Below are 26,595 nucleotides of genomic sequence, written 5' to 3'. Positions count from 1 at the left end.
TCCGGGCATGGAACTAATGATCGAAGACTTGATGGAACAGCTGGTGAACGGAGGCGGAAGCGACCTCCACATCGCCAGCGGACAGCCGCCTTACGGCCGATTCAGTGGCGAACTGCGGCCGATGCAGGAGGAGCCGCTCAGTGAAGAAGGCTGCAACCGCCTGATCTTTTCCATGCTCAATAACAGCCAACGCAAAACACTCGAACAAACGTGGGAGCTGGATTGTGCCTATGGCCTAAAAGGGGTCGCACGTTTTCGCGTGAATGTGTACCGGCAGAAAGGCAGCTATGCCGCCTGCTTACGTGCTCTTGGGAGCAAAATCCCCAGCATTCAGTTGTTGAATCTGCCTCCAGTCGTGGTGGAAACCAGCAAACGCCCCCGGGGTCTTGTTCTGGTCACGGGTCCTACTGGCTCCGGCAAAACCACAACACTCGCAGCGCTTCTCGATCACATCAACCACACGCGGGCTGAGCACATCCTCACCATCGAAGACCCGATCGAATTCGTTTACACCAGTGATCTCAGCTTGGTGCATCAACGCCAACTCAACGAAGACACGCGCAGTTTTGCCAACGCTCTGCGCGCTGCTCTGAGAGAAGACCCAGACGTGATTTTGGTGGGTGAAATGCGTGATCTCGAAACGATTCAACTGGCGATCAGTGCTGCAGAGACAGGGCATTTGGTGTTTGGAACCTTGCATACCAGTTCTGCAGCTCAGACGGTTGATCGGATGGTGGATGTGTTTCCACCGAGCCAGCAAACCCAGATCCGCGTGCAACTCTCAGGAAGCCTGACTGCGGTGTTCTCTCAAACGCTCTGCCGACGCCAAAATCCTGCACCTGGGCAATTCGGTCGCGTTATGGCTCAAGAAATCATGATCAACACGCCAGCCATCGCCAATTTGATCCGCGAAGGCAAAACAGCTCAGCTGTATTCCCAAATTCAAACCGGCGGCGAGCTCGGCATGCAAACCCTGGAAAGAGCCCTTGCCAATCTGATTGATCAGGGTGAAATCAGCCTTGATGAAGGACAAAGCAAAGCCAGCAAACCCGCGGAACTGGAACGCCTGTTGAACAACTGAATTGGTCGATTAGCCCATGGTCTCTTTCACCGCCACTTACACCTCAGCTACAGGCCAACCGCGAACGGTCACGGTCAAAGCAAACGATGCTGTTTCGGCCCGTCGTCTGCTACGGAGGCGCGGAATTAAAGCGGATGAGCTTCGCCAAGACACAAGCAAGCGAAAAGGAAAAGAGAAATTCCAGGCCGAATCCAAAGGAGCAGGTGGAAGCTCATCAGCAGGGTGGCTGTCGATGGATCTGGGAGAAGCTTTCCAGAAACCACCTGGGGTGAAAGAGAAAGCCATTTGGGCCAGCAAGCTGGCCGCGCTCGTGGATGCAGGGGTCCCAATTGTGCGCAGCCTTGATCTCATGGCCACGCAGCAAAAATTGCCGATGTTTAAAAAAGCTCTCACCAGCGTGGGACTCGAGGTAAATCAGGGCACGGCAATGGCAGCAGCAATGCGCCAATGGCCCAAGGTCTTTGACCAACTCACCATCGCCATGGTGGAGGCAGGCGAAGCCGGCGGTGTTCTGGATGAATCCCTCAAACGCCTCGCCAAGTTGTTGGAAGACAACGCGAGACTCCAAAACCAAATCAAAGGTGCCCTGGGTTACCCCGTAGCAGTGCTGGTGATCGCCATTTTGGTGTTTTTAGGAATGACAATCTTTTTGATTCCCACTTTCGCCGGAATCTTTGAAGATCTAGGAGCCGAATTACCGTTATTTACGCAATTAATGGTGGATTTAAGCGCCTTACTCCGCTCCTCCGCCTCAGTCGTGTTCGCTGGAATTCTAATGATTGGCGCCTGGTTAATCGGCCGTTATTACAACACCCACAAAGGCCGCAGAGTTCTCGACAAATTAATCCTCAAGCTGCCGTTGTTTGGTGATCTCATCATGAAAACTGCCACGGCTCAATTTTGCCGAATCTTCAGCTCACTCACGCGCGCTGGTGTTCCAATCCTGATGTCCATGGAGATCTCCAGTGAAACAGCTGGCAACTCGATCATCTCTGACGCGATTCTGGACTCACGCACCCTGGTACAGGAAGGCGTGTTGCTCAGCACAGCCTTGACCCGCCAAAAGGTTTTGCCTGACATGGCGCTGAGCATGCTCTCCATTGGGGAGGAAACGGGAGAAATGGATCGAATGCTGAGCAAAGTTGCCGACTTTTATGAAGACGAAGTCTCAACCTCGGTAAAGGCACTCACCTCGATGCTGGAGCCCGCGATGATTGTGGTGGTGGGAGGAATTGTGGGTTCGATCCTTTTAGCGATGTACCTACCGATGTTTACGGTGTTTGATCAGATTCAGTAGAACATCACAATGATGCTTAAACAGTGACCAGCATCAACAAGCAAAAACACAAAAATAGGTTTTACACCATTTCCCAAAACTGACCTCGAAAGCCTCTCAGACAATTCTCAGATGGAATGAGAAACTCATGATAGTCTCATGAGTCTTAAGAGTTTCTTCATGAGCGATACACAGGCGCCTCAACTTCTCGGCGTCACGCTCGACACCACAACTCTTGATCCTTCAACACCTGGCGGTGCTTTCCTCTCTGGAGCCATAACATTCTCTGACGACCTGTCTGGTCTTAGTAATATCTATATCACTTACACAGAAGTAAACAGCGGCCAGGAAATCCAACTTAGCTTCAATCTATCTGAATTTGGTGGAAATGCGCTGACTGGTAATGCTCTGAATGGCACAATCACAAGTAGCAGACAACTCGATCGCTTCGCGGCCAGTGGTGATTACATTATTAGTTCAATTCAGGTCGATGACCAAGCCGGTAATGGTGAATTCTACTCACGCTTTGAAGATAACTGGGATACTCAACTTGATGCACTCAATATCGCGGAAGCGGCCCGTTCATTCACTGTTGCAAACAGCAGCGCAGACACCCAGGCACCTCAACTAATCGACGTCACTCTCGACACCACAACACTTGACCCCTCAGCACCTGGTGGAGCTTTTCTCTCTGGAGCCATAACATTCTCTGACGACCTGTCTGGTCTTAGTAATATCTTTATCACTTACACAGAAGTAAACAGCGGCCAGGAAATCCAACTTAGCTTCAAGCTATCTGAATTTGGTGGAGATGCGCTGACTGGTAATGCTCGGAATGGCACCATCACAAGTAGCAGCCAACTCGATCGCTTCGCGGCCAGTGGTGATTACATTATTAGTTCAATTCAGGTCGATGACCAAGCCGGTAATGGTGAATTCTACTCACGCTTTGAAGATAACTGGGATACTCAACTTGATGCACTCAATATCGCGGAAGCGGCCCGTTCATTCACTGTTGCAAACAGCAGCGCAGACACCCAGGCACCTCAACTAATCGACGTCACTCTCGACACCACAACACTTGACCCCTCAGCACCTGGTGGAGCTTTTCTCTCTGGAGCCATAACATTCTCTGACGACCTGTCTGGTCTTAGTAATATCTTTATCACTTACACAGAAGTAAACAGCGGCCAGGAAATCCAACTTAGCTTCAAGCTATCTGAATTTGGTGGAGATGCGCTGACTGGTAATGCTCGGAATGGCACCATCACAAGTAGCAGCCAACTCGATCGCTTCGCGGCCAGTGGTGATTACATTATTAGTTCAATTCAGGTCGATGACCAAGCCGGTAATGGTGAATTCTACTCACGCTTTGAAGATAACTGGGATACTCAACTTGATGCACTCAATATCGCGGAAGCGGCCCGTTCATTCACTGTTGCAAACAGCAGCGCAGAACCTCAAACCGGAGAAGATAGCTCAGCACCGACCATCACAGGACTAAACCTAAGCGCTACTACGATTGATCCCTCTCAGCCAGGAGGAGCCTTCCTCACAGCAGATGTGAGCTTCACGGATGACGCTTCAGGCATCGACTTCCTATTTCTAAGTTTTGAGTCTGTTGATAGCAATCAAGAAATTACATTTTCTCTTCTACCATCTGACTCACTTGAAGGCAACCTGTTAGAAGGATCGATAGGAACAAGCGAATTCATTGATCCCTTTGCAGCCAACGGAGAATATGTCCTCAGACAAATAGAAGGATCAGACAAAGCTGGTAACCAGTTTGTCTTTAGAGATAACTCTGAGCTTCCTGTAGACAATTCTGATTGGGAACAATTTCTCTCCGATTCCAACATTCAGCAAACTTCATTTGAAATTAATAACTCCCAATCAGACATCACAGCACCGACCATCACAGGACTAAACCTCAGCGCTACCACGATTGACCCCTCTCAACCAGGAGGAGCTTTCCTCACAGCAGATGTGAGCTTCACGGATGACGCTTCAGGCATCGACTTCCTATTTCTAAGTTTTGAGTCTGTTGATAGCAATCAAGAAATTACATTTTCTCTTCTACCATCTGACTCACTTGAAGGCAACCTGTTAGAAGGATCGATAGGAACAAGCGAATTCATTGATCCCTTTGCAGCCAACGGAGAATATGTCCTCAGACAAATAGAAGGATCAGACAAAGCTGGTAACCAGTTTGTCTTTAGAGATAACTCTGAGCTTCCTGGAGACAATTCTGATTGGGAACAATTTCTCTCCGATTCCAACATTCAGCAAACTTCATTTGAAATTAATAACTCCCAATCAGACATCACAGCACCGACCATCACAGGACTAAACCTCAGCGCTACCACGATTGACCCCTCTCAACCAGGAGGAGCTTTCCTCACAGCAGATGTGAGCTTCACGGATGACGCTTCAGGCATCGACTTCCTATTTCTAAGTTTTGAGTCTGTTGATAGCAATCAAGAAATTACATTTTCTCTTCTACCATCTGACTCACTTGAAGGCAACCTGTTAGAAGGATCGATAGGAACAAGCGAATTCATTGATCCCTTTGCAGCCAACGGAGAATATGTCCTCAGACAAATAGAAGGATCAGACAAAGCTGGTAACCAGTTTGTCTTTAGAGATAACTCTGAGCTTCCTGTAGACAATTCTGATTGGGAACAATTTCTCTCCGATTCCAACATTCAGCAAACTTCCTTTGAGATAAAACGAAGCGACAGTGACAACGGCGCAGTGGATGCAGATAACAACGGTCTTGTAGACAACACCCCCGTCTACACCCTCTTTAACGACGGTGACCCACTCACCATCACTAAAGAACGCTCCGACGGCAGCACACGCACTTTCTCAGCAACAGGTATCCCCAACTGGGATGCCACACAAGCCGTGAATACCGAAGATAACTCTGGGAACTTTTATGTTCTCCTTGAAGGCGCTGACGGCAGCACACGAGAAGATCAATTCAAGGTTTGGACGACTGATATCAGCGGCTCGATTGCATCCAGCACCGGTTGGCGCTCCGCTGAACAGCTCGTTCAAGCTGGATGGGAAGAACGCTTCAACATCGATTTCGATGGCGACGAGCTCATTGGCATCCCTACCGCTGATGAAGACCAGAATGGTCTTGTAGACAACACTTCCGTTTACACCCTCTTTAACGACGGTGACCCACTCACCATCAGCAAACAACGTGCCAACGGCAGCACACGCAACTTCTCAGCAACAGGCATCCCTAACTGGGATGTCACACAAGCCGTCAATGCAGAAGATAACTCTGGGAACTTTTATCTTCTCCTTGAAGGCGCTGACGGCACCACACGAGAAGATCAATACAAGGTTTGGACGACCGATAAAACCGCCTCATTTTTATCCGGTACCGGCTGGCGCTCCGCTGAACAGCTCTCCGATGCTTGGGGCGAGTTCTTCTCCATCCTTAACTCAACTGATTCCACAACAACCTCGATATCAGTCTGAGCTAGCCAGCAATCATCCAGCCAAAAGCTCTGCTTGAGCAGGGCTTGTTAAGTAGGCCCATCAACAGGAGCCAATGCTGCAGCAATCGCTTTACCCGCAAGCCAGCCGCCGCTCCAACAGGCCTGGAAATTAAAGCCTCCGGTTACCCCATCCACATCCAGTAATTCACCCGCTAAATACAACCCAGTGCAACGACGACTTTCCATCGTTGCCAAATTCACCTCGCCCAGATCAACGCCACCAGCGGTCACAAATTCTTCCCCGAACGGGCCGCGACCCTGGACCGATAAACGTTGAGCGCAGAGGGTCTCCACCAAATTGCGTTCCGCCTTTACGGGAAGATCTGCCCAGCGGCGTTCTCCAGCCACTCCCGCCTGCGTCAAGAAGGCAAGCCAAAGACGTCTGGGCAAATTCTCAAACGGCTTGGCAGCCACCAGCGTGCGTCGCGCCTGCTCACGCCGCGCCTGTTGCAACCTCTGCTGAACACGCTCACGCCCCAATCCACCACTCCAATCCACTCGCAACTCACCCTTGTAACGACTGGCATGGAGGGCCCGCGCTGCAAATGCGGTGAGCCGCAAGATCGCAGGCCCGCTCACACCCCGATGGGTAATCAGCACCCGGCCCTTCTCACGAAAGCGCTGATCACCAACCTTTAAATCCAAGCTCACGTCATCCAGCGCAATGCCGCTGCACGCGGTCAAAGCAGGAGCCTGCAATTTCAAGCTGAACAGCGACGGCACCGGCGGCACAATCCTGTGACCTAAATCCTGAGCAAGACGTCGTCCACTGGGATGGCCGCCAGTGGCCAGCAACACGCGCTTGGTGTGATGAAGGGCAGAGCGTTGATCGCAGAGTTGAAAGTCTCCACCGGCGGAGCAGCTGAGTTCACGCACAGCTGAGCCGCACTGAATCTTTACCCCTGCTGCTAAAGCAGCCCGCCTCAGGCACTCCACAACCGCCTCAGAGCGATTCTGCTGGGGAAACATGCGTCCATCGGACTCTTCCACAAGCGTGAGTCCGTGCTCATCGAACCAAGCAATGGAATCCCCGCACGCAAACTGACTGAAGGGACCCCGCAATGGTTTGCTTCCCCGGGGGTAATGACCCACCAACTCCATGGGATCCCAGCAAGCATGGGTGACGTTGCAGCGACCGCCACCGCTGATGCGCACTTTTGTGAGCACTTCTGGGGTCGCCTCCAAGATCAGAACATCACGAACCCCTCGTTCGGCGGCGGTGATCGCTGCCATAAAACCGGCAGGCCCACCACCGATCACGATCAGGTCATGCCGTGGGTTGGAAACGCAAGGCGACTCCGTTGTTGCAGTAGCGCTTACCCGTCGGTCGGGGACCGTCATTAAAAACATGGCCCTGATGCCCACCGCAGCGTCTGCAGTGATATTCAGTGCGAGGAAGAATTAATTTGAAATCTACTTTTGTCTCCACACCGCCAGGAAGAGGCTGCCAAAAACTGGGCCAACCGGTACCGCTATCAAACTTGGCGGTGGAAGCAAACAACGGCAGGTCGCAACCGGCACAGAGGTAGGTGCCCTCTCGTTTTTCGTTGTTAAACGGACTGGTGAATGGTCGTTCTGTGCCTTCCTGACGCAACACCTGGTAGGCCTCAGGCGACAGACGTTTTTTCCATTCCCCATCGCTGAGATCCCAAGTTGCCTCACCGGCCTTAGAAGCAGCCAACACTTGATCCGGGGCTCTTAAGACTCCCACCATCCCGGCAATCGAGGCCAAAAGCATCGAACGTCGGCTCAACAACCAAGGCTGCATCGAAGTCGTCATCTGCAGTGTCTTTAAACGCTTCCAGTTCTAAAGCGACAAGGGCAGGGAGCGAGGCAGCATGGAGGAATGGATTCCCCACTCAACCCCGACCGGGAACCCGCCTGGCGCTTCAGTGTGGCGCCCATGCTGGATTGCACGGATCGGCATTTCCGCATGCTGATGCGCCAAATCAGCAAACAAAGCCTGCTGTACAGCGAAATGGTGGTGGCGCAAGCTCTACACCACAGCAAGCGCCGTGAACGGCTGCTGGACTTCGACGCAGAGGAACATCCAATAGCGCTACAGGTGGGGGGCGACGATCCTGCGTTACTAGCGGACGCCACGCGGATGGCAGCTGATTGGGGGTACGACGAGATCAACCTCAATGTGGGCTGCCCGAGTCCAAGGGTGCAAGCCGGGAATTTTGGGGCTTGTTTAATGGCAGAACCGCAAACCGTGGCGCGTTGTGTGGAGGCCATGGTGGCGGCATCATCCCTTCCCGTCACGGTGAAACATCGCGTAGGGATCGATGATCTCGACAGTGATGACCTGCTCAGACAGTTTGTTGACCAAGTGGCTGAAGCTGGAGCCCTACGTTTTTCAGTGCATGCCCGTAAAGCATGGCTGGAAGGATTAGATCCCAAACAAAACCGCACGATTCCTGCTCTTCAGCACGATCGAGTGATCGCCTTAAAAGAATCCAGGCCGGCTCTCACCATTGAATTAAATGGTGGCCTTGATACCCCTGAGGATTGCCTCAACGCCCTAAAACACTGCGATGGGGCGATGGTTGGACGGGCCGCCTATGCCCACCCACTGCGCTGGCGTGAAATCGACAGCCTGATCTATGGCGCGGCGCCGCGCCAAGTGCTGGCCTCCGATGTCGTGCTTGGGCTGATCCCCCACGCCGAACGTCATCTTCAGCGAGGAGGACGACTTTGGGATCTATGCCGCCATCTCGTCCAGGTTGTAGAAGCGGTGCCTGGAGCAAGGTATTGGCGCAACAATCTGAGCACCAAAGCTCAAAGAGCTGGTGCTGGGATTGAAATCATTGAGGAAGCAGCCCAGCAACTGCTTGATGCCGGGCTCTGAGCAGCACCGAGAAGGCGATCAGCCTTCGGCACCGCCATAGCCACTGTTGTCGTCGGCTCCACCACGGCGGCGACGGGTACGGCCATCGTCGTAGGCACTGCCGCCAGCTGGAGGAGCTCCACTTCCATAGCTGCGATCTTCCCAGCCACTCGCACCAGAGCGGCGCTCACCACCACCGCCGTAGTTGCCACCGCCACCACCGCCGTAGTTGCCACCGCCACCACCGCCGTAGTTGCCACCGCCACCACCGCCGTAGTTGCCACCGCCACCACCGCCGTAGTTGCCGCCGCCACCACCGCCGAAATCGCGACGAGGGGCACTGCCACGGGGCTCAGCTTTGTTGATGCGCAGGGGACGACCCATCAGCTCAGCACCTTGAAGCGCCTCAATGGCAGATGCTTCGGCTGCTTCGTCGCTCATTTCGACAAACGCAAAGCCACGTTTACGACCGGTGTCGCGCTCTAGAGGGAGGGCACAATTCGTGACCTCTCCATAGGTGGAAAACAATTCAATGATGTCTTCCTGCTCAGCGCGGAACGGAAGATTGCCGACGAAAATGCTCACTTATCTGATGGACCGAAGTTAAGAGGGGCCGATGGAATCAAAGGGCCAACAATTCATGGACCTGAAGAAGATCGTTGAACCTCTGGCTCCTTCAGCGTAGTCCGATCTGAGCCGAATGATCACCAATCAAAAAACCTGATCGGCAAGCCCAAATCGTTGGTTCCAAATCGCCAGCTGTTCATTGACGCGATCGAAACCTGTTCCCCCTTCACTGGTTCGAGCTGCCACCACATTGCGAGGTGTTAACGCCTCAAACAAATCAGCCTCGATCGCAGGATGAAACTGCTGCCAACGCTCCAGAGTCAGTTCGCGAAGAAGCACGCCTTCTTGAAGGCAATGTTTCACGACGGCACCCACCAATTGATAGGCCTCACGGAAAGGAACCTGCTTAGCCACGAGATAGTCGGCCACATCAGTGGCATTGGAATAGTCCGCAGCAACAGCCGCCTCGAGGCGTTCGGTTCTGAAGCTCAGGCCTTCCTGCAGCAAAATCGTCATCGCTTCAAGGCATTGCGATGTGGTGGCCACCACATCAAAGAGCGCCTCTTTGTCTTCCTGAAAATCTTTGTTGTAGGCCAGTGGTAGGCCCTTAATCATCGTGAGAAGGCCTTGCAAATGGCCAAACACGCGCCCGCATTTGCCACGCACCAATTCAGGTACATCGGGATTCTTTTTCTGCGGCATCAGGCTGCTGCCCGTTGCACAGCGATCGGTGAGCCGTACAAAGCCACATTCCTCGGACGCCCAAAAAATCACCTCCTCAGCAAGACGACTGAGATGCACCATCACCAATGAGGCCGCGGCCGAAAATTCCACGGTGAAATCGCGATCACTCACAGCGTCCAGGCTGTTGGCATAGATGCCATCAAAGCCAAGGGCCGATGCAGTGCTCCTGCGATCAATCGGTACCGGAGTGCCTGCCAAAGCTGCAGCACCCAGAGGAGACAGATTCAAGCGTTTGCGCAAGTCCGCCATCCGCTGCCGATCCCTTTCCACCATCTCCACATAGGCAAGAAGATGGTGTGCGAGGCAGAGAGGCTGGGCACGCTGCAGATGCGTGTAGCCAGGAATCAGGGTGTTGCTGTGGAGGTTGGCTTGGTCAAGCAAGGCGCGCTGAAAACCAAGCAAATGCTGTTCAAGCTCATCCAAACGCCGCCTCAGCCAAAGCCGCAAATCAGTTCCCACCTGGTCGTTACGACTCCGTCCGGTGTGCAATTTCTTGCCAACCGGGCCAAGCAGGGCAATCAGGCGTCGCTCAACAGCGAAGTGCACATCTTCATCGGCGAGCCCTGGCTGAAAGAGTCCTGACGCCGCTTCCTGGCGGACTTGTTCAAGACCACCCACAAGTTGATCTGCCTCCTCGACCTGGATCACACCGCAATCAGCGAGCATGCGGGCGTGGGCGATCGACCCATCCAGATCCTCTTGAAGAAGAGTGATATCAAAGCCAATCGAAGCATTAAAACGTTCAATCGCCGGATGCAATCCCTGCTCAAACCGGTCACTCCAGGTTGCGGAGCCTCCACCGGTCACACCCCCTGCCATGTCACTCTCCTCTGCGCTTGTCCTCAGCTTGTCAGGCCAAAGACCTGGGTACAGACGGCAGCATGATCTCCTCTTTGACCTTGAGCACCACCATCGAGGCATCGTCATCCAACTGACGGGTGGGTCCCACAAAACGATCGAGGCGACTGAACAACTGGTCAAGAATCCCTTGGGAACCAGTTCCTGATCGACAGGCTTGCTCAAGCGAGCGCATCAATCGCGCTTCATCAAAGCGATCACCTGTGATACCAGGGGCTTCAGTCACTCCATCCGTGTAATAAAGAAGAACGTCACCTGGCTCAAGCACAAGTGATTCGCAGCCATATTCCGCCTCAGGCTGAAGACCAATCAACAGCCCGGGGGCGTCCAGGCGCATCAATTTCCGTGATTGGGCACGCCATATCAACGGCGGGTTGTGGGCGGCGTTGGCATAGCGAAGACGCCTAGTGCGTGGATCGAAATCTGAATAAAACAGCGTTACGAACCGATGGGACTGAGACAGATCCTCCAGCGCTAATTGGTTGAGGTCATAAAGAATGCGATCGGGCGGCAAACCACTCAAAACCTCTGCTCGCAGCATGCCGCGCAGCATGGTCATCAACAATCCTGCTGGCACCCCCTTACCCATCACATCCCCCATCACGAAGGCCCAACGGCCGCGCTCCCGACGGCGCCCAATCAGTTCTGGCCGCGTTGGAATGAAGTCGTAGTAATCACCGCCAACTTGAAAGGCCGGCCGGCAACGCGCCGCAAGATCCACGCCTTCGATCACAGGGCAGTGATCAGGCAACAACTGGGCCTGAATATCCGCTCCAATGCTGAGCTGACGATCAACCCGTTCGTGGCGACGGGCCTCCTGAAGCATCAAATCATTTTCGATCGCAACCCCAGTGAGGTCTGCCACCAACTGCACATGTCGGCGATAGACGTCACTCCAAGCAAGAGGACTCGAGGGATTGAACACATAGAGGCGTCCCCTCGGACGACCACGAGCGATCAACGACGTTGCAAACAAGCCAGCACTTCCAAGCTGCCGCTGGACCAAGCGATCCATGGCACGCACAAGGCTTTCGTCGGATCCAAACCCGATGATGTTCCCAGGTTCATGAGCAGCAAGCGCTCGCAACATGCCCTCCGTGCGTGAACCAGGAAGCATGTGAAGCTGGTCACGCCAAAGGCGTCCATCAGCCTGAAACGGAACAAGCAGTGAACCCTGCACCCCCACAAGCCGGGCAGCCACCACTGGCACCAACTCCAAAAAGCGGTTGAGGTTGCTGAAACTGCGCAAAGCAAACCCAAGCGACACCAGCAGCTCCTGATTGGAACGCTGCTCCCGCGACATGCTCTCCAACAACTGTCGGAGCGAGGCTGTAGCCGTCAACGATTGATTGATTCCACGTTGAGGAGAGGCCGGATGTCTCCATGAAGGTGTGCTGCTCACGGCCTAGCACCCAGCAGAAGGCGCAACGTAGCAAGTTCAGCTTGATCAGGCCGCAATGCGAAATGCATCAACGCGATGCCAAGAGGGCCTCCACAAACTCAAAACTATTGAAGGGACGAAGGTCTCGAATTCCCTCACCAGCTCCAATAAAGCGAATCGGCAACTTTGCTTCTGAGGCAACAGCCAGTGCCACACCACCTCTGGCTGTGCCATCAAGCTTGGTGATCACCACACCTGTAAGCCCAGCTGCGCGGGCAAACGCCATTGCCTGCTTCAAGCCGTTCTGACCCTGACTGGCATCAAGCACCAACAGCGATTCCACATGGGCTTCGGGAGCAAGACGATCCACCACACGGCGGATCTTTTCAAGCTCTTCCATCAAGTTGTGCTTGGTCTGTAGGCGACCAGCCGTATCTACCAGAACCAAATCAGTGCCTTTCGAACGGGCGGCGCCGATGGCATCAAACACCACTGCTGCAGGATCCGCATTCGCTGAGGGATTGGCCACAACTGGCACATCACTGCGATCTCCCCAAACCTGCACTTGCTGAACAGCAGCAGCACGGAAGGTGTCAGCCGCTGCAATCAAAGCGGAATAACCACTGCGGACGGCAAGATTGGCGAGCTTGCCGAGGGTTGTGGTTTTACCGACGCCATTCACACCAACCAAAAGCCAAACATTCAAGCGATCCCTTTGAGGAGCGAGGACCTCAACAGCACTGGACTTAATCGGCTCATCGAGAAGGTCACGAAGCTGTTCCTTCAGGAAACGAATGCCTTCACTCGGATCGACAACCTGTTCGTTCATCCGCTGCCTCAAGGCATCCAGCACCTGATCCGTGGCCTGAACGCCCGCATCAGCTCTCAACAAAAGCGATTCGAGATCGTCGAGCACCTCTGGCGTCAACGGATCGTCGCCCAGGTTCTCCAGCAGACCGGTCACGAACCCTTGGCGGGTTTTCTCCAGGCCTTGTCGAAGTCGCCCTAACCAATCGATCTCCTCGAGGGTGACCTGCTCGGCGCTCCGCCCTTGGGCCGCTAAAACTTCAGCCGACCAGGTGAATGCATCGTCGAAGTCTCCGAGGCTGGGTTCGTCCTCATCAATGTTCGGAGCGTCTTGAGCATCGGCTGGAACAACGGGAACAGGATTTGGCTCAGCAGGTTGCTCTAGCTCCTGCTGACGCTGATCCCGCTGGGCAGCTGCCTGTTCAAGAAAAGACAGCGCCGGAGCGGGAGGTGTAGGAGTTGTGGCAGGAGAAGCAGATGCTGCGGGAGTGGGAGCGGGAACAACAGCAGGCTCCACAACAGGGGCCGGTTGTGCAGGCTCGACTGAGGGAGCTTCGAGTGCAGGAGGTTCTTCTGAGGGAGAAACAACAGAAGGGACAACGGTTTCTGGCACGACCGCTGGAGGCTCCATGACTGGAGGCACAACCACGTTCTGTACAGATGTGGAATCATCCTGAACCGTCTTGGCCGCCTCAGCAGCCTGAGCTTTCTGGGCTTTTAAACGTGCATAAGCCTGGCGTGCCCACTCAAGAGAATCGTCTTCCGACTCAGTCGATTGGGGTTCCGACGCTTGCACGTCTGCTGGTTGGGTTCCAGAAGGTTCAGTCGCAGATGGTTGCGGCGCAGAAGACTGATCGGATTGGACCTCTGGATCAACTAGTGGGTCAGCTGGGGTTTCAGGAGGAACGGATCCGCGATTAAACCAGTCGTAGACCATGATTTCAGGACAACACCAGTGAGGGGGCGTTCTGCAGACGACGCAGCACACCGTTGATCATCTTTCGTCCTTGCTCATCACTAAAGCGATGAGCTAATTCAACAGCTTCGTTGCAAGCCACAGCCGCAGGTGTCTTGAGTTCCGAAAGATCAATCACGGCCAAGCGCAAAATATCGCGATCGATGCGCGGTAACCGGGTGAGGCGCCAGCCCTCCATCACACCATCGAGCATCTGATCAATGGCTTTGCGTTTTTTCAGCACAAACGTCACGCGTTGCATGGCCTCGCGACGCACCTGATCTTGATTGGATAGGGCCAATAAACGAGGCAACTCAAGACTGGCCGAAAGACCATTCAAAACTTGTTCGGCCCCAGTGAGGGACGACTGCAATGACTCACGAACTGAGGCTTGATCGGAGGAAGGGCCATCCTTAAGTTCACTCTCAAGCAGGTGTTGCTGAGCTTTTTCCAGATCACCAGCACAACAGTCCAGGACTTCTGTCCAATGCTGCATCAAGCTGTCGAGGGCTTTTTGGAGCAAGGTGTCCAGGGAAAAATCGGGGGGATCATCCACCCGTTCAGGGCATTGACCGAGCACCAGCAGCGCTAGTTCACGGGACAGGGATCGAGACTGCATGGACATACGGCCGAGTCGAGTTCAGGCTCCAGTGGTGGACGACGACGGTGACACAGAACCCCTCAGCTGAGAGATCAGGCTGGAAAAACTTCGATTCACAGGAGCTTCACGCTCATCAGGATTCACAATGCCAGCGGAAATGATCGTTCGGAATGCATCTTCCACTGAAATGTCCAGATCTTTGACAGATTTTTCGGGAACCAAGGTGTACCAGCCCGTTGTGGGGTTTGGTGCTGTGGGGATAAACACACTAAGAAGGGGCTCAGTGAGCTCAGCTTGTAGGGACGGACCCACCTCACCTGTCACAAAGCCCACGCTGTAGAGACCCTCACGGGGATACTCCACTAAGACCACACGCCGAAAACGCTGAGAGTTATCTCTCAAAAACGTGGCAAGAAGCTGTTTCAGGGTTTTGTAAACCGAGCCAGCAAGAGGAATGCGTTGGAGGGTTTCTTCGCCGAACTCAAGCAACCAGCGACCGACGATATTCCTCGCCATCAGGCCGATGAGCAAAATCGCAAAGAGCGGTACCGTTAATCCCAGCGCCAGGTTGATCAAATCCTGGAGAAGAGGATTGAGGGTGATGAACGGATTGAACTGCTTGGGAATCGAAGTGAGAAAAGCCAGCACAAAACGACTGACCGTGGTTGCTAACCAAATCGTGGTTGCTAGCGGAATGACCACTAACAACCCTGCGATTAAATCGTTTTTCAGATCTTGCTGAAGCCTGGCGCTAAGCGGCAGGTCAGGTCTTGTATTGGACTGCACCAAGGAACGCCTGTGGCCTAAGGCTGACGTGATCTCACCAACCTAACCAGCAGATCGATTAGATCACGGCCGCCAGAGCCAAGAGCACGAAAGCAACGGCAAGAATCACCGCACTCAAGGTCCCTCCGAAGCGACGCTGATTCACAGCAAGGTTGCGCTGACGTTCCCCCTGCTTGATCTGCTGTTCCATCTGCGCCAGCTGCTTATCGATGAAAGCCTGAGCAGCTTTGACCTGGTCTTCCTCACTGGCATCAGCAGGCAACTGTCCTGCCTGAGTGAGCTGGTTACCCAGCATTTTCACGTTTTCAGGGTTAGCCGATTGCTGACGAGCCATCTCCAACTGACCCTTTTGCTGCTCAAGCGTTTGATCCGATTCACCTGAAAGGTTCTGATTGCCTGAGATCGAAACAGGAACAACAACGATCATCAAAATCGCCAACAGCGCAGAAATCACGCAAACCAACCAACGAATTGGAGGTCTTGCTGTCTCCGGTTGGTCAAGGCGCGAGCCCAAAAGCATGAGCAAAAGCCCGATCAGCCCCATAGGGGCTTGATTGACCAAGCGCTCAATTAACAGTTGCTTAAAGACTCCGTCGGCCCAATCGGCTGCACTCAAAAGCACAGCCATCTGCAATGCCAGCAGCACAACCAGGGTGATGCCCAACCACCTCAGAACAAATGAAAGTCGTAAGGCTTGAGAACCCGAAGGGGATGCGGACACGTCACGATGCTGAAAGTTGATTGATTTTACGGCCCATTTCCGTGATGTCGTCCTCTGGGCAAACCCAACTCACTGCAGCTCTCAAAGAGCGTGCCCGCCAGGAAGGATTCGATCCTGTGGGGATCGCCTGTCTACCGGGAAGTTCACGGCTGCAAATGCGAACGGCATCCTTACAGCGCTGGCTTGACGCTGGTTTTCAAGCAGAGATGGGCTGGATGGCTGCTCCGCGAAGGCTCGATGCGAGAACACTTCTTGATGGAGCTCGAAGCTTGCTTGCCGTTGGGCTGAATTACTACGTCTCCGAATCACGCCAACCGAACAGCCTTGCGATCGCTCGCTATGCATGGGGCCGTGACTACCACCGCGTCGTCAACCAAAGGCTGCGCCGCGTTGGCCGCTGGCTTGAAACACAAAGGCCCGCATCACGCTGGCGGGTTTGCGTGGATGCCGAACCCCTACTGGATAAGGCCTGGGCAGAAGAGGCTGGGCTGGGCTGGATTGGAAAACACAGCAACGTGATTCATCCGCAACGCGGGTCTTGGATGGTGATTGGCCACTTGCTCAGCACAGAAGATTTAGTAGCGGATCAGCCTGCCCAACCTCGCTGCGGCCGGTGCAGAGCATGCATGGACGCCTGTCCAACCGACGCCATAAGGGAGCCATTTGTCGTTGATTCACGACGATGCATCGCCTATCACACAATTGAGAACCGAGATCAGCAGCTTCCAGATTTGATTAAGGCTGGGATGGGTCCATGGGTCGCAGGCTGTGATATTTGCCAGGACGTCTGTCCGTTCAATCAGACTGAGCTCCCATCGAGTCAAGATCCAGAGGTCCAGCCCCGTCCCTGGATTTTGGATCTAAGCGCTACGCAGGTTGAGCAATGGGATCCGTCAACCTGGGATCAGAAGTTGCGCGGATCAGCACTCAGACGCATCAAACCTTGGATGTGGCGACGCAATGCCGCCTCAGCAAAGTCAGTAGATCCACCTACTGTGTCTACATCTGAGATTCGGTGATGGGATCCCACAGGCGGTCAAGCCAATCATTCAAAAAAGCTTGGGTGTCAGCGGCCCTGATGAGCGCGATCGGTCTGTGCAGCGCTGAACCCGCCAAAGCCCTTATCCCCTATGTCTTCACGCCCAGCACACAAGAATTAGAAGGGGCTGGAATCGGCATCGGTCGCACTGCAGCGCAATTGCTAAGGCTTGGACAACCCAAAGAAGCCGCCCGCTTAGCAGCTCTGGCTGTGCGTCTACAACCCAACGATGAAAGGCTCTGGTCCGTGTTGGCTGAAGCGCAACTACGGAGCGAACAACTCGACGACGCAGCGGGATCCCTGGCCCGTGCGAAATCACTCAACCCAACCAACGCAGGACTTTGGTTCGCAGAAGCATCCCTAGCGCTGCGAGACAACCGTCCGGACGACGCCATCCCCCTCTTGGATCGAGGTCTCAAACTTGATCCCAAAAACGCGACGGCCTATTTCGACCTTGGCAACGCCAGGGTGATGCAATCCAACAAGAAGCAAGCCCTCAAGGCTTTTGAGCGTGCAACAGCGATTAAGCCCAGTTTCTGGGAAGCATTAAACAATCAAAGCCTGGTGTTATTTGAAATGGGAAACACCAAAGAAGCCATTCGTCGCTGGCGTTCCGTTTTAACGATCAATGCCAACCCAGAGCCGATGTTGGCCCTAGCTGCGGCGTTGAACAAAGTGAATCCTGGAGATCAGGAATCATTGGAGCTCGCTCAAAAAGCCCTTGCCGAATCTCCGAATTACGTTTTGCCTGGCCATCAAAAAAAACAACTATGGGGCCTGAAATTACGCAGAGCTACAGCTGAACTGTTCAACAATCCCAGCCTTCAAAACGCCGTCGAACGTGCCGAGGCGAATGCAGATCCAAAAAGCGCTAATTAACCAAAACCCTGGTCAAGCAGGAGATGATCTGTAGGCTGACTTACGTCTGCCCTCTTATTTCCCTGCAGGATGGCTGAGGAGCGCGTTCAATCGATCGCCCTGCATCACGAGATGCAGCGCTCATATCTCGAATACGCAATGAGCGTGATCGTGGGCAGAGCGCTCCCAGATGTGCGTGATGGACTGAAACCCGTCCAACGCAGAATTTTATTTGCGATGCACGAACTGGGGCTCACCCCAGATCGTCCTTATCGAAAATGTGCCCGTGTAGTCGGGGACGTGCTTGGTAAGTACCACCCGCATGGTGATCAAGCGGTTTATGACGCCCTAGTGCGGTTGGTCCAAACCTTTTCCAGCCGTCACCCGTTACTGGATGGTCACGGCAACTTTGGCTCGGTGGATGACGATCCACCAGCCGCCATGCGGTACACCGAAACACGGCTAGCGCGGATCTCCCACGAGGGATTACTCGATGAAATCGGCGATGACACCGTTGATTTTGCCTCCAACTTCGATGGATCCCAACAGGAGCCCACCGTTCTTCCGGCCCAGCTTCCGTTTTTACTTCTGAATGGCTGCTCGGGCATCGCTGTTGGCATGGCCACCAGCATCCCTCCCCACAACCTCGGCGAGGTGGTGGATGGTCTGATTGCTCTTGTTCAAAACCCCGATCTAAGTGAAAACGAAGTCCTAAAACTGATCCCTGGGCCCGATTTCCCTACGGGTGGAGAAGTTCTTCTTGGGAGCGGCGTCCGCGAAACGTATTTAAGAGGCCGAGGCAGCATTCCCATGCGTGGCGTTGCCCATATCGAGGAAGTGCATCCCGGCAAAGGAAAGCATCGGCGGAACGCTGTAATCGTGACCGAGCTCCCTTACCAACTCAGTAAGGCCGGCTGGATCGAAAAACTGGCTGAACATGTCAACGACGGAAAAATTGGTGGCATTGCCGATATCCGTGATGAAAGCGACCGCGAAGGGATGCGCGTGGTGGTGGAACTCCGCCGTGATGCCGATCCAGAAACAGTGCTGACTGACTTGCAACGGCGCACTTCACTCCAAAGCAACTTCGGCGCAATCCTGCTGGCCCTGGTGGATGGCAGACCCCAGCAACTCACGCTGCGGCAACTCCTCCAAACCTTCCTGGATTACAGAGAGCTCACGATCATCAGGCGTACCAACCATGCGCTGCGCAAGACGGAAGATCGGCTTGAAGTGGTGGAGGGGCTAACCACCGCCCTGGCATCACTGCAACAAGTGATTGCCATGATCCAGGAAGCAAGAGATGCGGCCAAGGCAAGGGCCAGCTTGATGGTGCATTTCGATTTAAGCGAACGGCAGGCTGATGCTGTGCTGGCCATGCCACTGCGCAGGCTCACAGGTTTGGAACAGGAAAGCCTGCGTAAGGAAGCTGACGATCTTCGGAAGGAAAGACAGCGACTCACCCTGCTTCTTGAAAACCGGGACCAATTGCTTGATGCCCTGATCCAGGAACTGCGCCAACTCAAAAAACGCTTTGCAACGCCAAGACGCACGCGGCTGGTAGAAGGTGGTGACCACCTACTTGCCGAGCGGGCCGCCAGTCAAAGGCCCAATGCCGAACTACAAAGGCGCCAGGCCCTGGATGCCCTACCTAGCGATTCAAGACTGCTCATTCAAGACGATGGACAGGTGAAAATCGTCAGTCCTCAGCTGCTTGGACGCCTGCATCTCAATGATCCAATACCCATGGGAGATGAACCTTCTCCAGCCCTGATCAGCCTGCCCATCCAGCCGCCACCGCGTCTTTTGGCTGTAACAGTGAGCGGTCGTGTAGCGCTTGTGCGCTGGGAGTTTGCAGGACAGCAACAAGGAACCCTGGAGCGATTCCTACCCACAGCCCTAGAAGGCGATGAGGTGGTGTCCCTTCTGCCTTTGCCCAATCCGGAGGATCTTGTCGCCAATGAGACGAAATCCCTTGGACTGTTGACCAGCGATGGACGCTTCAAACGGCTTCCGCTCAAAGACATCCAAGAATTGTCAGGACGAGCCGCCACCGTTTTAAAACTAAAAGAAGGTGTGAGCCTGAAAGCAGCCTTGATCTGTCAAGACGGAGCTGATGTGGCCGTCATCAGCGATATCGGCAGAGTTTTGCGTTTACAAGCAGAGGAAACCAATCTCCCTGTGATGGGCAAGTTGGCCCAAGGACCAATCACCATGCGTTTGCTCCCTGGTGAACAATTGGTCACCGCAATCGCCGGCCACGCTGAACGCCCTACAACCATCCTGTTGGCAAGCCAAACAGGCCGTCTGCAATGGTTGGAACTTACCTGCATCCGGTCCTGCAAACGAGGTGATCTCGGGGAAATCGGCTGGGAGTTCGATTCCGAATCCACCAGTGGGAGCGAGAGGATTGCAGCAGCTTGTCTCGCCGATTCCCTGATCGGTGTAGTGACATCAAGCGGTCGTCACGGACGACTGAAAGTGAACGAGCAAGATCAGCTCACGCTCAAAGACAACGAATCAATCCTGCGATTGGTGCCCTTGATCAGCTGATCAGAGATTCGTTGCCGCCACCCCTGATGGTTCAAGCATCAATTTGCTCGCCTTGATCGAGGCGTCCATCGGAACCGGATAGTTCCCATCGAAGCAAGCTGTACAGAAATGTTCAGACTGAGCATGCGCAGCTTCCACCATCCCTTCCTTGCTGAGATAAGCCAGCGAATCCACCTTGAGATGCTCCTCAATCTCTTGCAACGTGAGTCGAGCAGCGATCAATTGATCCTGTGTATCGGTATCGATGCCGTAGAAGCAGGGATGCGTTACGGGTGGTGAACTGATGCGCATGTGCACCTCAATGGCACCTGCATCACGGAGAGCCTGAACCAATTTTTTACTGGTGGTTCCACGAACGATCGAGTCATCAATCACCAGAACCCTTTTGCCACTTAAAACATCTGGAAGTGGATTGAGCTTCACGCGAATCCCAGCCTCACGCATGGCCTGGGTTGGCTGGATGAAGGTTCGGCCGACGTAGCGATTTTTGATCAGTCCATCGGCATAGGGAACGCCACTGCTCTGGGAATAACCGATCGCAGCTGGAATTCCGGAATCAGGAACACCAATCACAAGGTCCGCATCAACAGCGGATTCACGGGCCAGGATCTGGCCGATGCGCTGTCGATAGCTGTACAGCGATTCACCAAAGAAACGACTATCAGGGCGAGCGAAATAGATCATTTCAAACACGCACATGCGTGTGGTGGGTTCAATCCAGCGATGACGTTCTGGTGTGGGATCACCGCAACGAAACACCACTAATTCGCCAGGTTCAACATCAGCAACGAACGGAGAACCAATGATGTCGAGCCCACAGGTTTCACTACTAAGAACCCAGTGCCCAAGATCTTGCTCCCCGAGGTAGCCGTACACCAGCGGGCGAATCCCATAACCATCACGCAAGCCGTACAGGGCATCTGAGGTTCCAATCACCAAACTGAAAGCCCCCTGGCACTGGGATGCGGCCACTTTGATCCCCTCAGTCCAATCCAAGCCCCCATCCACAGCCTGCTGAACCGCATATGCGATCAACTCCGAATCGGTCGTGGACGTGAACTCCACCTCACCGTCATCCACCTGAGCTCGCAGCTCTGCTGCATTCACAAGATTGCCGTTATGCGCCAGCGCAAAGGGTCCGAGACGGGTCATCAGGACCACGGGCTGGGCGTTGCAAACCTTGCTACTCCCGGTGGTGGAATAACGGTTATGGCCCACGGCTAAACCACCGGGCATGCGCTCGAGCACATCCTGATCAAACACCTGGCTCACCAAGCCCATGTCCTTGTGGAGCCTGACCTTTCCTTCGTTGAAAACAGCAATGCCAGCGGATTCCTGACCCCGATGCTGCAGGGCATAAAGACCGAAGTACACCAGGTTCGCTACCGGCTGTTCCAGGGCCTGAACAGCGAAAACACCGCAGGCTTCTTCCATGCGATCGGGACGCTCTATCTCGAGCTGATGCACCGGCCGCCTCGACTTCGGATGGGTCTCAAGATTCTGCATCAAACCGCTCCGAGGCGACGGGGAACTGCTTGTTCGTATTGCTCTCGCAGGGTCTCAACGGCCAGATCAATTACTGGATGTTTCTCCACCGCCAACCGAAAACAACCATGGTCGGCAACGGTTCCAATCTCTGTTACTGGAACACTTCGATGCTCTTGCGAGGCCACCAAAGAATGCCAAGCACTGCGCTGCTCTGCGCGAACCGAAACGACAATGCGCGCACCACCTTCAGCAAACAAAACACGATCCAGCCGAGCAGACCTATGGGGCAGGTTGAGATCAACTCCGAGGCCAGAGGCCAGGGTACTTTCCGCGAGCGCTACAGCTAAACCACCATCACTGCTGTCATGAGCTGAGGCCAACACACCCTGGGCAAACGCCTGCCGAACCAAAGCTTGAACTTGACCCTCTAATTCCAGATCCACGCTCGGTGGACGGCCAGTGAGCAACCCATGAACAGCTCCTTGGTAGCTACTGCCCGCCAAGCCAACACTTTCATTCCCCTCCTCATCGGTGGAGACACCAAGTAGCACCACAAAATCGCCAGGTTGACGCCAAGCCAAACCTCCGGAGCGGTCGAGATCTTCCACCAGTCCCACCATGCCCACAACAGGCGTGGGGTGAATGGGCTGAAGACTGCCATCATCTGCCCTCGTTTCGTTGTAGAGAGAGACGTTGCCACCGGTAACAGGGGTGCCCATGGAGCGACAGGCATGGGATAGGCCACGGCATGCCATCGCCAACTGCCAATACCCCTTTGATGTTTCCGGGGATGGGAAATTGAGGTTGTCGGTCACAGCGATCGGCTGGGCTCCAACACAGCTGAGATTGCGGGCAGCCTCAGCCACCGCTGCGATCGCTCCCCGCTCTGGGTCAAGCGCCACCCAGCGATTTGGACAATCCAGCGTGGCCGCAACGCCACGCTGAGACATTTGCAGCGATGCATCACCCTGTTGAGGACGGAGACGAACAACAGCAGCATCAGCACCACCGGCTCGAATCACCGTATTGGCCAACACCTGTTGGTCGTATTGGCGATAAATCCAGCGCTTGCTGGCAATCGTGGGGTCATCAAGCAAACGCAGCAGATCTGCATTCCAATCGCGATCGATGGCAGGACTAGGAAGATCAGATTCACGCCAGGTCCAGTGCGTCTGGATGTCATCTGGGGGCTCGGAAAGCAGCTCGTGCTTGTTGATCGGTGTGTCTTCTGCCAAAGCCCTGGCCGGAACTTCTGCCGCCACAGCACCGTGTTGCAGCACCCTCACCACCTTCTCTTCCAGGACGCGACCCACAACCGCTGCCTGAAGCCCCCAACGCCGGAAACGCTGCATCAGCTGCTCCTCCCGACCAGCACGCACCACAAACAACATGCGCTCTTGCGATTCCGAAAGTAGGAATTCGTAGGCGGTCATCCCTTTTTCTCTTGCTGGCACCCGATCGAGGTCCAACTCGACACCGACATCTCCCTTAGCAGCCATCTCCGAACAACTACAGGTAAGACCTGCAGCACCCATATCCTGAGCGGCGACAACATCACCGCTTTGAAAGGCTTCCAGACAAGCCTCAATCAAGCCCTTCTCGAGAAAGGGATCTCCGACCTGCACAGCAGGGCGATCATCCAGTGAATCCGCACTGAGCTCAGCGCTCGCAAAACTGGCACCTCCCATGCCGTCTCTGCCCGTGGTGCTCCCCACGTACACCACCGGATTACCAACCCCTGCGGCTCCCGAGCGGACGATTTCATCCGTTTCCATCAGGCCCAGGGCCATGGCGTTCACCAAGGGGTTGCCTCGATACGACGGATCGAATGCAACCTCTCCACCCACGGTGGGCACGCCAACGCAATTGCCGTAGTGGGCAATGCCAGCCACAACCCCTTCCACCAATCCACGGGTCGCTGGTTCGTCCAGCGGTCCAAAACGCAAGGCATTCAGCAATGCAATCGGCCTGGCGCCCATCGTGAAAATGTCACGAAGGATGCCACCAACCCCCGTAGCAGCACCCTGAAAAGGCTCAACAGCTGAAGGGTGGTTGTGGCTTTCAACTTTGAACGCCAAATGGTGACCTTCTCCCAGATCCACCACACCGGCGTTCTCTCCAGGGCCGACAAGAATGCGTGGGCCTTCCGTTGGAAAACCACTCAAGAGGGGTCTGGAATTGCGATAACAGCAATGCTCTGACCACATCACACCAAACATGCCCAACTCAGCGCGGTTGGGATCCCGTCCAAGCCGACGCTGAATTTCGCTGTAATCCGTTTCGGTGAGCCCCTCTTGGCGCAAAGCCGCCCCAAGATCAAATGCCGCAACCGCATGGGAGGACTGGGTCACAACCGATGAGTCATCTGTACCCAGTCTTGCCGACGATCAGACCCAAGGATCTTCCTCGTGATCAGGCCAATCATTTCGATCCGTCGGATCATTTCGTACTGAACGGCCACGCTCAACCCGAGGGGCATCGGTCCAATCACCATCATCCCAGTCATCGAGTGGGTCCACCGTGGGCGCTGCTGTTGACGAATAGGAAGAGGCAACGTCAGAAACCGCGGGGGGCTCGTCCCAAGGCGGTTCCTCTAACCAACCCTCCAGGCGCTCGCCAGCGCGATCTCCAAACTGCTGCAGCTGTTCCCGCCAGTGCCTGGAGCGCTGAAGAAAATCCTGACGAACACTGGCCCGAGCCAGAGGCAAATCATCGAGTTCATGGATGGCCGAAGACACCAAGCCTGGCTGTTGGTCAACGATTCGATCTGGCAACAAGCGCCAACGACTGGTTCCAGGCAGGCGAGGGTCACTGCGTGCCACGAGGTAATGACTGATCTGCCCGCTCGCTGGCAGGAAAGCCAAATCAGCGATGATGCCGACCCTCTCTCCATCGGCATTTAGAAGATCGGCATCCAGCAGGGTTGGCAACCGATCCAAGGTGATCTGATCAGCTTCTGCGGGAGCCCCCTTGACAAAGACCTGCTGATCGTCGAATCCACGACATTGATCAAGACGCCAAACATCCCGGCTTGTACGCAATGCAGACGGACGACTCACCCAGCCGAGCAGACGATGCACAGGCGGGTGCATCCAAGCCATGACCCCTGGTCCATGATCAAGGCCTAGATCACAGCGCACCCGGTGGTGCAACAGATCGCTCAAAAGGAGCTGGTCCGGAACAGTCAAGGCGTCGTTAACGGTTTCAGGTACGGATCTGAACAGGCATTACCAGGTAGGTGAGGCCAGGATCATCATTGGCAGGGGTCAAGATCGCCGGCGTCGTTGGGGCATTGCATGACAACCTGACGCGATCACAATCCATGGCCTTGAGGCCATCCAGCACGTACCGCGCATTGAAGGCAATTTGTACAGCATCGCCGTTGATCTCGGCAGGTAAAGACTCAGAACCACTACCCACATCTTGGGCATCAGCACTGATCTGAACCAACCCCGTGGCTGGCTCAGTCGCGATCCGGACCACATTGTTGTGTTGGTCAGCCAAGACAGCGATCCGTTCCAAAGCAGAAATAAAAGCCCGTCGATCGAGATCAATCGTGCGGCTAAAACCATCAGGAATCAGCTGGCGGTAATTGGGATAGGTGCCTTCCAGGGTGCGGCTGGTCACCATCTGATCGGCCGCGAGCACGACAACCTGACCTCGCTCACAAAACAGGCTGACCGGATCGCCTCCTTTCCAGCTCGCCATTAATCGCTCCACCTCACGCAGGGAGCGTGCTGGCAGCGTGACGGCCAATTCATCAGGCTCAGACTCTTCAGCACTGATCTCGGCCTGCAAGGCATCCTCAACCGTCAACATGGCAAGCCGATGCCCGTCGGTGGATGCGGCCTCCAAACGTTTCTGATTGAAGCGCAGATGCACGCCTGTGAGGAGCTGTTTGGCTTCATCACCACTGCTTGCGAACAAGGTTGCACGCAAGGCTTTCAGCAGTGATGCGGGATCCACCCGTAGAGCTGTGCCGTTCTCCACGAGCGGGAGCTCGGGGAAATCGTCAGCAGGCATTCCACGCATCTGATAGCTACCGCTGGAGCTGGTGAGCTCGACCTGGTCAGCGCCCGCATCACTGGACAACGACACCGGCGAATCACTGGACAACTTGGAGACGATTTCACCAAGCAAGCGAGCGGGCAGAGTCACCGCACCACTGGTGTCGACAGAAGCAGCTAGTGACGTCTGAATGCCCAAATTCAGATCAAATCCTGTGAGGCTGAGACGATCAGTGCCTGCATCAGCGGTAAGCAACACATTGGCCAACACCGGATGGGTTGGACGTGAGGCGACAGCCCGACTGACCAACTGCAGAGCTGCGTTGAGTTCTGCCTGGGAACAGACCAATTTCATGAGGTCCGAGTCAACGGCGTGAACAAATCTCTCCTCACAATTTCACAGGCAAGGGAGAAGCGCAATGGTTTCACGTTTTTTTCGTGTTCCCCGGCTTTAGGGCTGTTTTTATTCTCTTAAAAGAACTACGAAAACAGCCGTAGTAGGTCTTGTGGAAACAGGGGAAACGATGT

General features: G+C 54.6%; 20 protein-coding genes. 7 read left to right on the top strand and 13 right to left on the bottom strand.

Annotated features, from left to right (window positions below; translation table 11 throughout):
* The first annotated feature begins 7 nt into the window (after positions 1–7).
* From SYNC_RS00110 to SYNC_RS00100, 3 genes are all read left to right on the top strand, one after another.
* Entirely contained in the window at positions 8–1,081 is a 1,074-nt protein-coding gene (locus SYNC_RS00110) for a type IV pilus twitching motility protein PilT (protein WP_041426203.1), read from the top strand.
* Between the two features lie 16 nt (positions 1,082–1,097).
* Complete coding sequence (locus SYNC_RS00105; RefSeq protein WP_011618010.1) at positions 1,098–2,378, top strand: type II secretion system F family protein; 1,281 nt, start codon at positions 1,098–1,100, stop codon at positions 2,376–2,378.
* A gap of 159 nt (positions 2,379–2,537) precedes the next feature.
* Positions 2,538–5,852 (top strand): hypothetical protein, encoded by a 3,315-nt coding sequence (locus tag SYNC_RS00100; protein ID WP_041426202.1) that lies wholly within the window; start codon positions 2,538–2,540, stop codon positions 5,850–5,852.
* Between the two features lie 47 nt (positions 5,853–5,899).
* Here the strand turns inward: SYNC_RS00100 and SYNC_RS00095 are convergent, their stop codons facing one another.
* Positions 5,900–7,105, bottom strand: coding sequence for an NAD(P)/FAD-dependent oxidoreductase (locus SYNC_RS00095; protein ID WP_237699319.1), 1,206 nt, complete (start codon positions 7,103–7,105; stop codon positions 5,900–5,902).
* Positions 7,106–7,139: 34 nt separating this feature from the next.
* Complete coding sequence (gene msrB / locus SYNC_RS00090) at positions 7,140–7,652, bottom strand: peptide-methionine (R)-S-oxide reductase MsrB (RefSeq protein ID WP_011618007.1); 513 nt, start codon at positions 7,650–7,652, stop codon at positions 7,140–7,142.
* Between the two features lie 66 nt (positions 7,653–7,718).
* On the opposite strand from msrB, the gene dusA reads away from it, so the two are divergent.
* Positions 7,719–8,723 (top strand): tRNA dihydrouridine(20/20a) synthase DusA, encoded by a 1,005-nt coding sequence (gene dusA, locus SYNC_RS00085; protein ID WP_011618006.1) that lies wholly within the window; start codon positions 7,719–7,721, stop codon positions 8,721–8,723.
* 18 nt (positions 8,724–8,741) lie between these two features.
* On the opposite strand, the gene SYNC_RS00080 is transcribed toward dusA, so the two are convergent.
* From SYNC_RS00080 to SYNC_RS00050, 7 genes are all read right to left on the bottom strand, one after another.
* A complete protein-coding gene (locus SYNC_RS00080; protein WP_011618005.1) occupies positions 8,742–9,287 on the bottom strand; it encodes an RNA-binding protein in 546 nt (181 codons plus the stop codon).
* 126 nt (positions 9,288–9,413) lie between these two features.
* Positions 9,414–10,832, bottom strand: a complete 1,419-nt coding sequence (gene argH, locus SYNC_RS00075; RefSeq protein ID WP_011618004.1) for an argininosuccinate lyase — start codon at positions 10,830–10,832, stop codon at positions 9,414–9,416.
* 31 nt (positions 10,833–10,863) lie between these two features.
* Positions 10,864–12,273: a PP2C family protein-serine/threonine phosphatase gene (locus SYNC_RS00070; protein WP_011618003.1), complete on the bottom strand. Its 1,410-nt coding sequence runs from the start codon at positions 12,271–12,273 to the stop codon at positions 10,864–10,866.
* A 67-nt stretch (positions 12,274–12,340) separates the two neighbouring features.
* Positions 12,341–13,996: a signal recognition particle-docking protein FtsY gene (gene ftsY / locus SYNC_RS00065; protein WP_011618002.1), complete on the bottom strand. Its 1,656-nt coding sequence runs from the start codon at positions 13,994–13,996 to the stop codon at positions 12,341–12,343.
* Between the two features lie 4 nt (positions 13,997–14,000).
* A complete protein-coding gene (nusB, locus tag SYNC_RS00060) occupies positions 14,001–14,633 on the bottom strand; it encodes a transcription antitermination factor NusB (RefSeq protein WP_011618001.1) in 633 nt (210 codons plus the stop codon).
* A gap of 21 nt (positions 14,634–14,654) precedes the next feature.
* On the bottom strand, positions 14,655–15,404 hold the full coding sequence (locus tag SYNC_RS00055) for a DUF502 domain-containing protein (protein ID WP_011618000.1): 750 nt from the start codon (positions 15,402–15,404) through the stop codon (positions 14,655–14,657).
* A gap of 55 nt (positions 15,405–15,459) precedes the next feature.
* A complete protein-coding gene (locus SYNC_RS00050; RefSeq protein WP_011617999.1) occupies positions 15,460–16,122 on the bottom strand; it encodes an HpsJ family protein in 663 nt (220 codons plus the stop codon).
* Positions 16,123–16,166: 44 nt separating this feature from the next.
* Here SYNC_RS00050 and queG point away from each other — a divergent pair, with 44 nt between their 5' ends.
* The 3 genes from queG to SYNC_RS00035 all read left to right on the top strand — a co-directional run bounded on the left by queG (position 16,167) and on the right by SYNC_RS00035 (position 20,572).
* Positions 16,167–17,141: a tRNA epoxyqueuosine(34) reductase QueG gene (gene queG, locus SYNC_RS00045; RefSeq protein WP_011617998.1), complete on the top strand. Its 975-nt coding sequence runs from the start codon at positions 16,167–16,169 to the stop codon at positions 17,139–17,141.
* A 59-nt stretch (positions 17,142–17,200) separates the two neighbouring features.
* Positions 17,201–18,040, top strand: coding sequence for a tetratricopeptide repeat protein (locus SYNC_RS00040; protein WP_369791614.1), 840 nt, complete (start codon positions 17,201–17,203; stop codon positions 18,038–18,040).
* A gap of 69 nt (positions 18,041–18,109) precedes the next feature.
* Entirely contained in the window at positions 18,110–20,572 is a 2,463-nt protein-coding gene (locus SYNC_RS00035; RefSeq protein ID WP_011617996.1) for a DNA topoisomerase (ATP-hydrolyzing) subunit A, read from the top strand.
* On the opposite strand, the gene purF is transcribed toward SYNC_RS00035, so the two are convergent.
* The 4 genes from purF to dnaN are packed head-to-tail and all read right to left on the bottom strand — an operon-like array spanning position 20,573 to position 26,422.
* Positions 20,573–22,078: an amidophosphoribosyltransferase gene (gene purF, locus SYNC_RS00030; protein ID WP_011617995.1), complete on the bottom strand. Its 1,506-nt coding sequence runs from the start codon at positions 22,076–22,078 to the stop codon at positions 20,573–20,575.
* Entirely contained in the window at positions 22,078–24,411 is a 2,334-nt protein-coding gene (purL, locus tag SYNC_RS00025) for a phosphoribosylformylglycinamidine synthase subunit PurL (protein ID WP_011617994.1), read from the bottom strand. The genes purF and purL overlap by 1 nt, the downstream gene beginning before the upstream one ends.
* Positions 24,412–24,447: 36 nt before the next feature.
* Complete coding sequence (locus tag SYNC_RS00020; protein WP_011617993.1) at positions 24,448–25,248, bottom strand: hypothetical protein; 801 nt, start codon at positions 25,246–25,248, stop codon at positions 24,448–24,450.
* Positions 25,249–25,264: 16 nt separating this feature from the next.
* Positions 25,265–26,422, bottom strand: coding sequence for a DNA polymerase III subunit beta (gene dnaN, locus SYNC_RS00015; RefSeq protein WP_011617992.1), 1,158 nt, complete (start codon positions 26,420–26,422; stop codon positions 25,265–25,267).
* Positions 26,423–26,595: the final 173 nt, after the last annotated feature.

Origin of the sequence: Synechococcus sp. CC9311, assembly GCF_000014585.1 — a bacterium.
Taxonomy (GTDB): Bacteria; Cyanobacteriota; Cyanobacteriia; order PCC-6307; family Cyanobiaceae; genus Synechococcus_C.
Note: the sequence above shows the minus strand (reverse complement) of the source record. Positions and strands in the feature narration are given on the sequence as shown.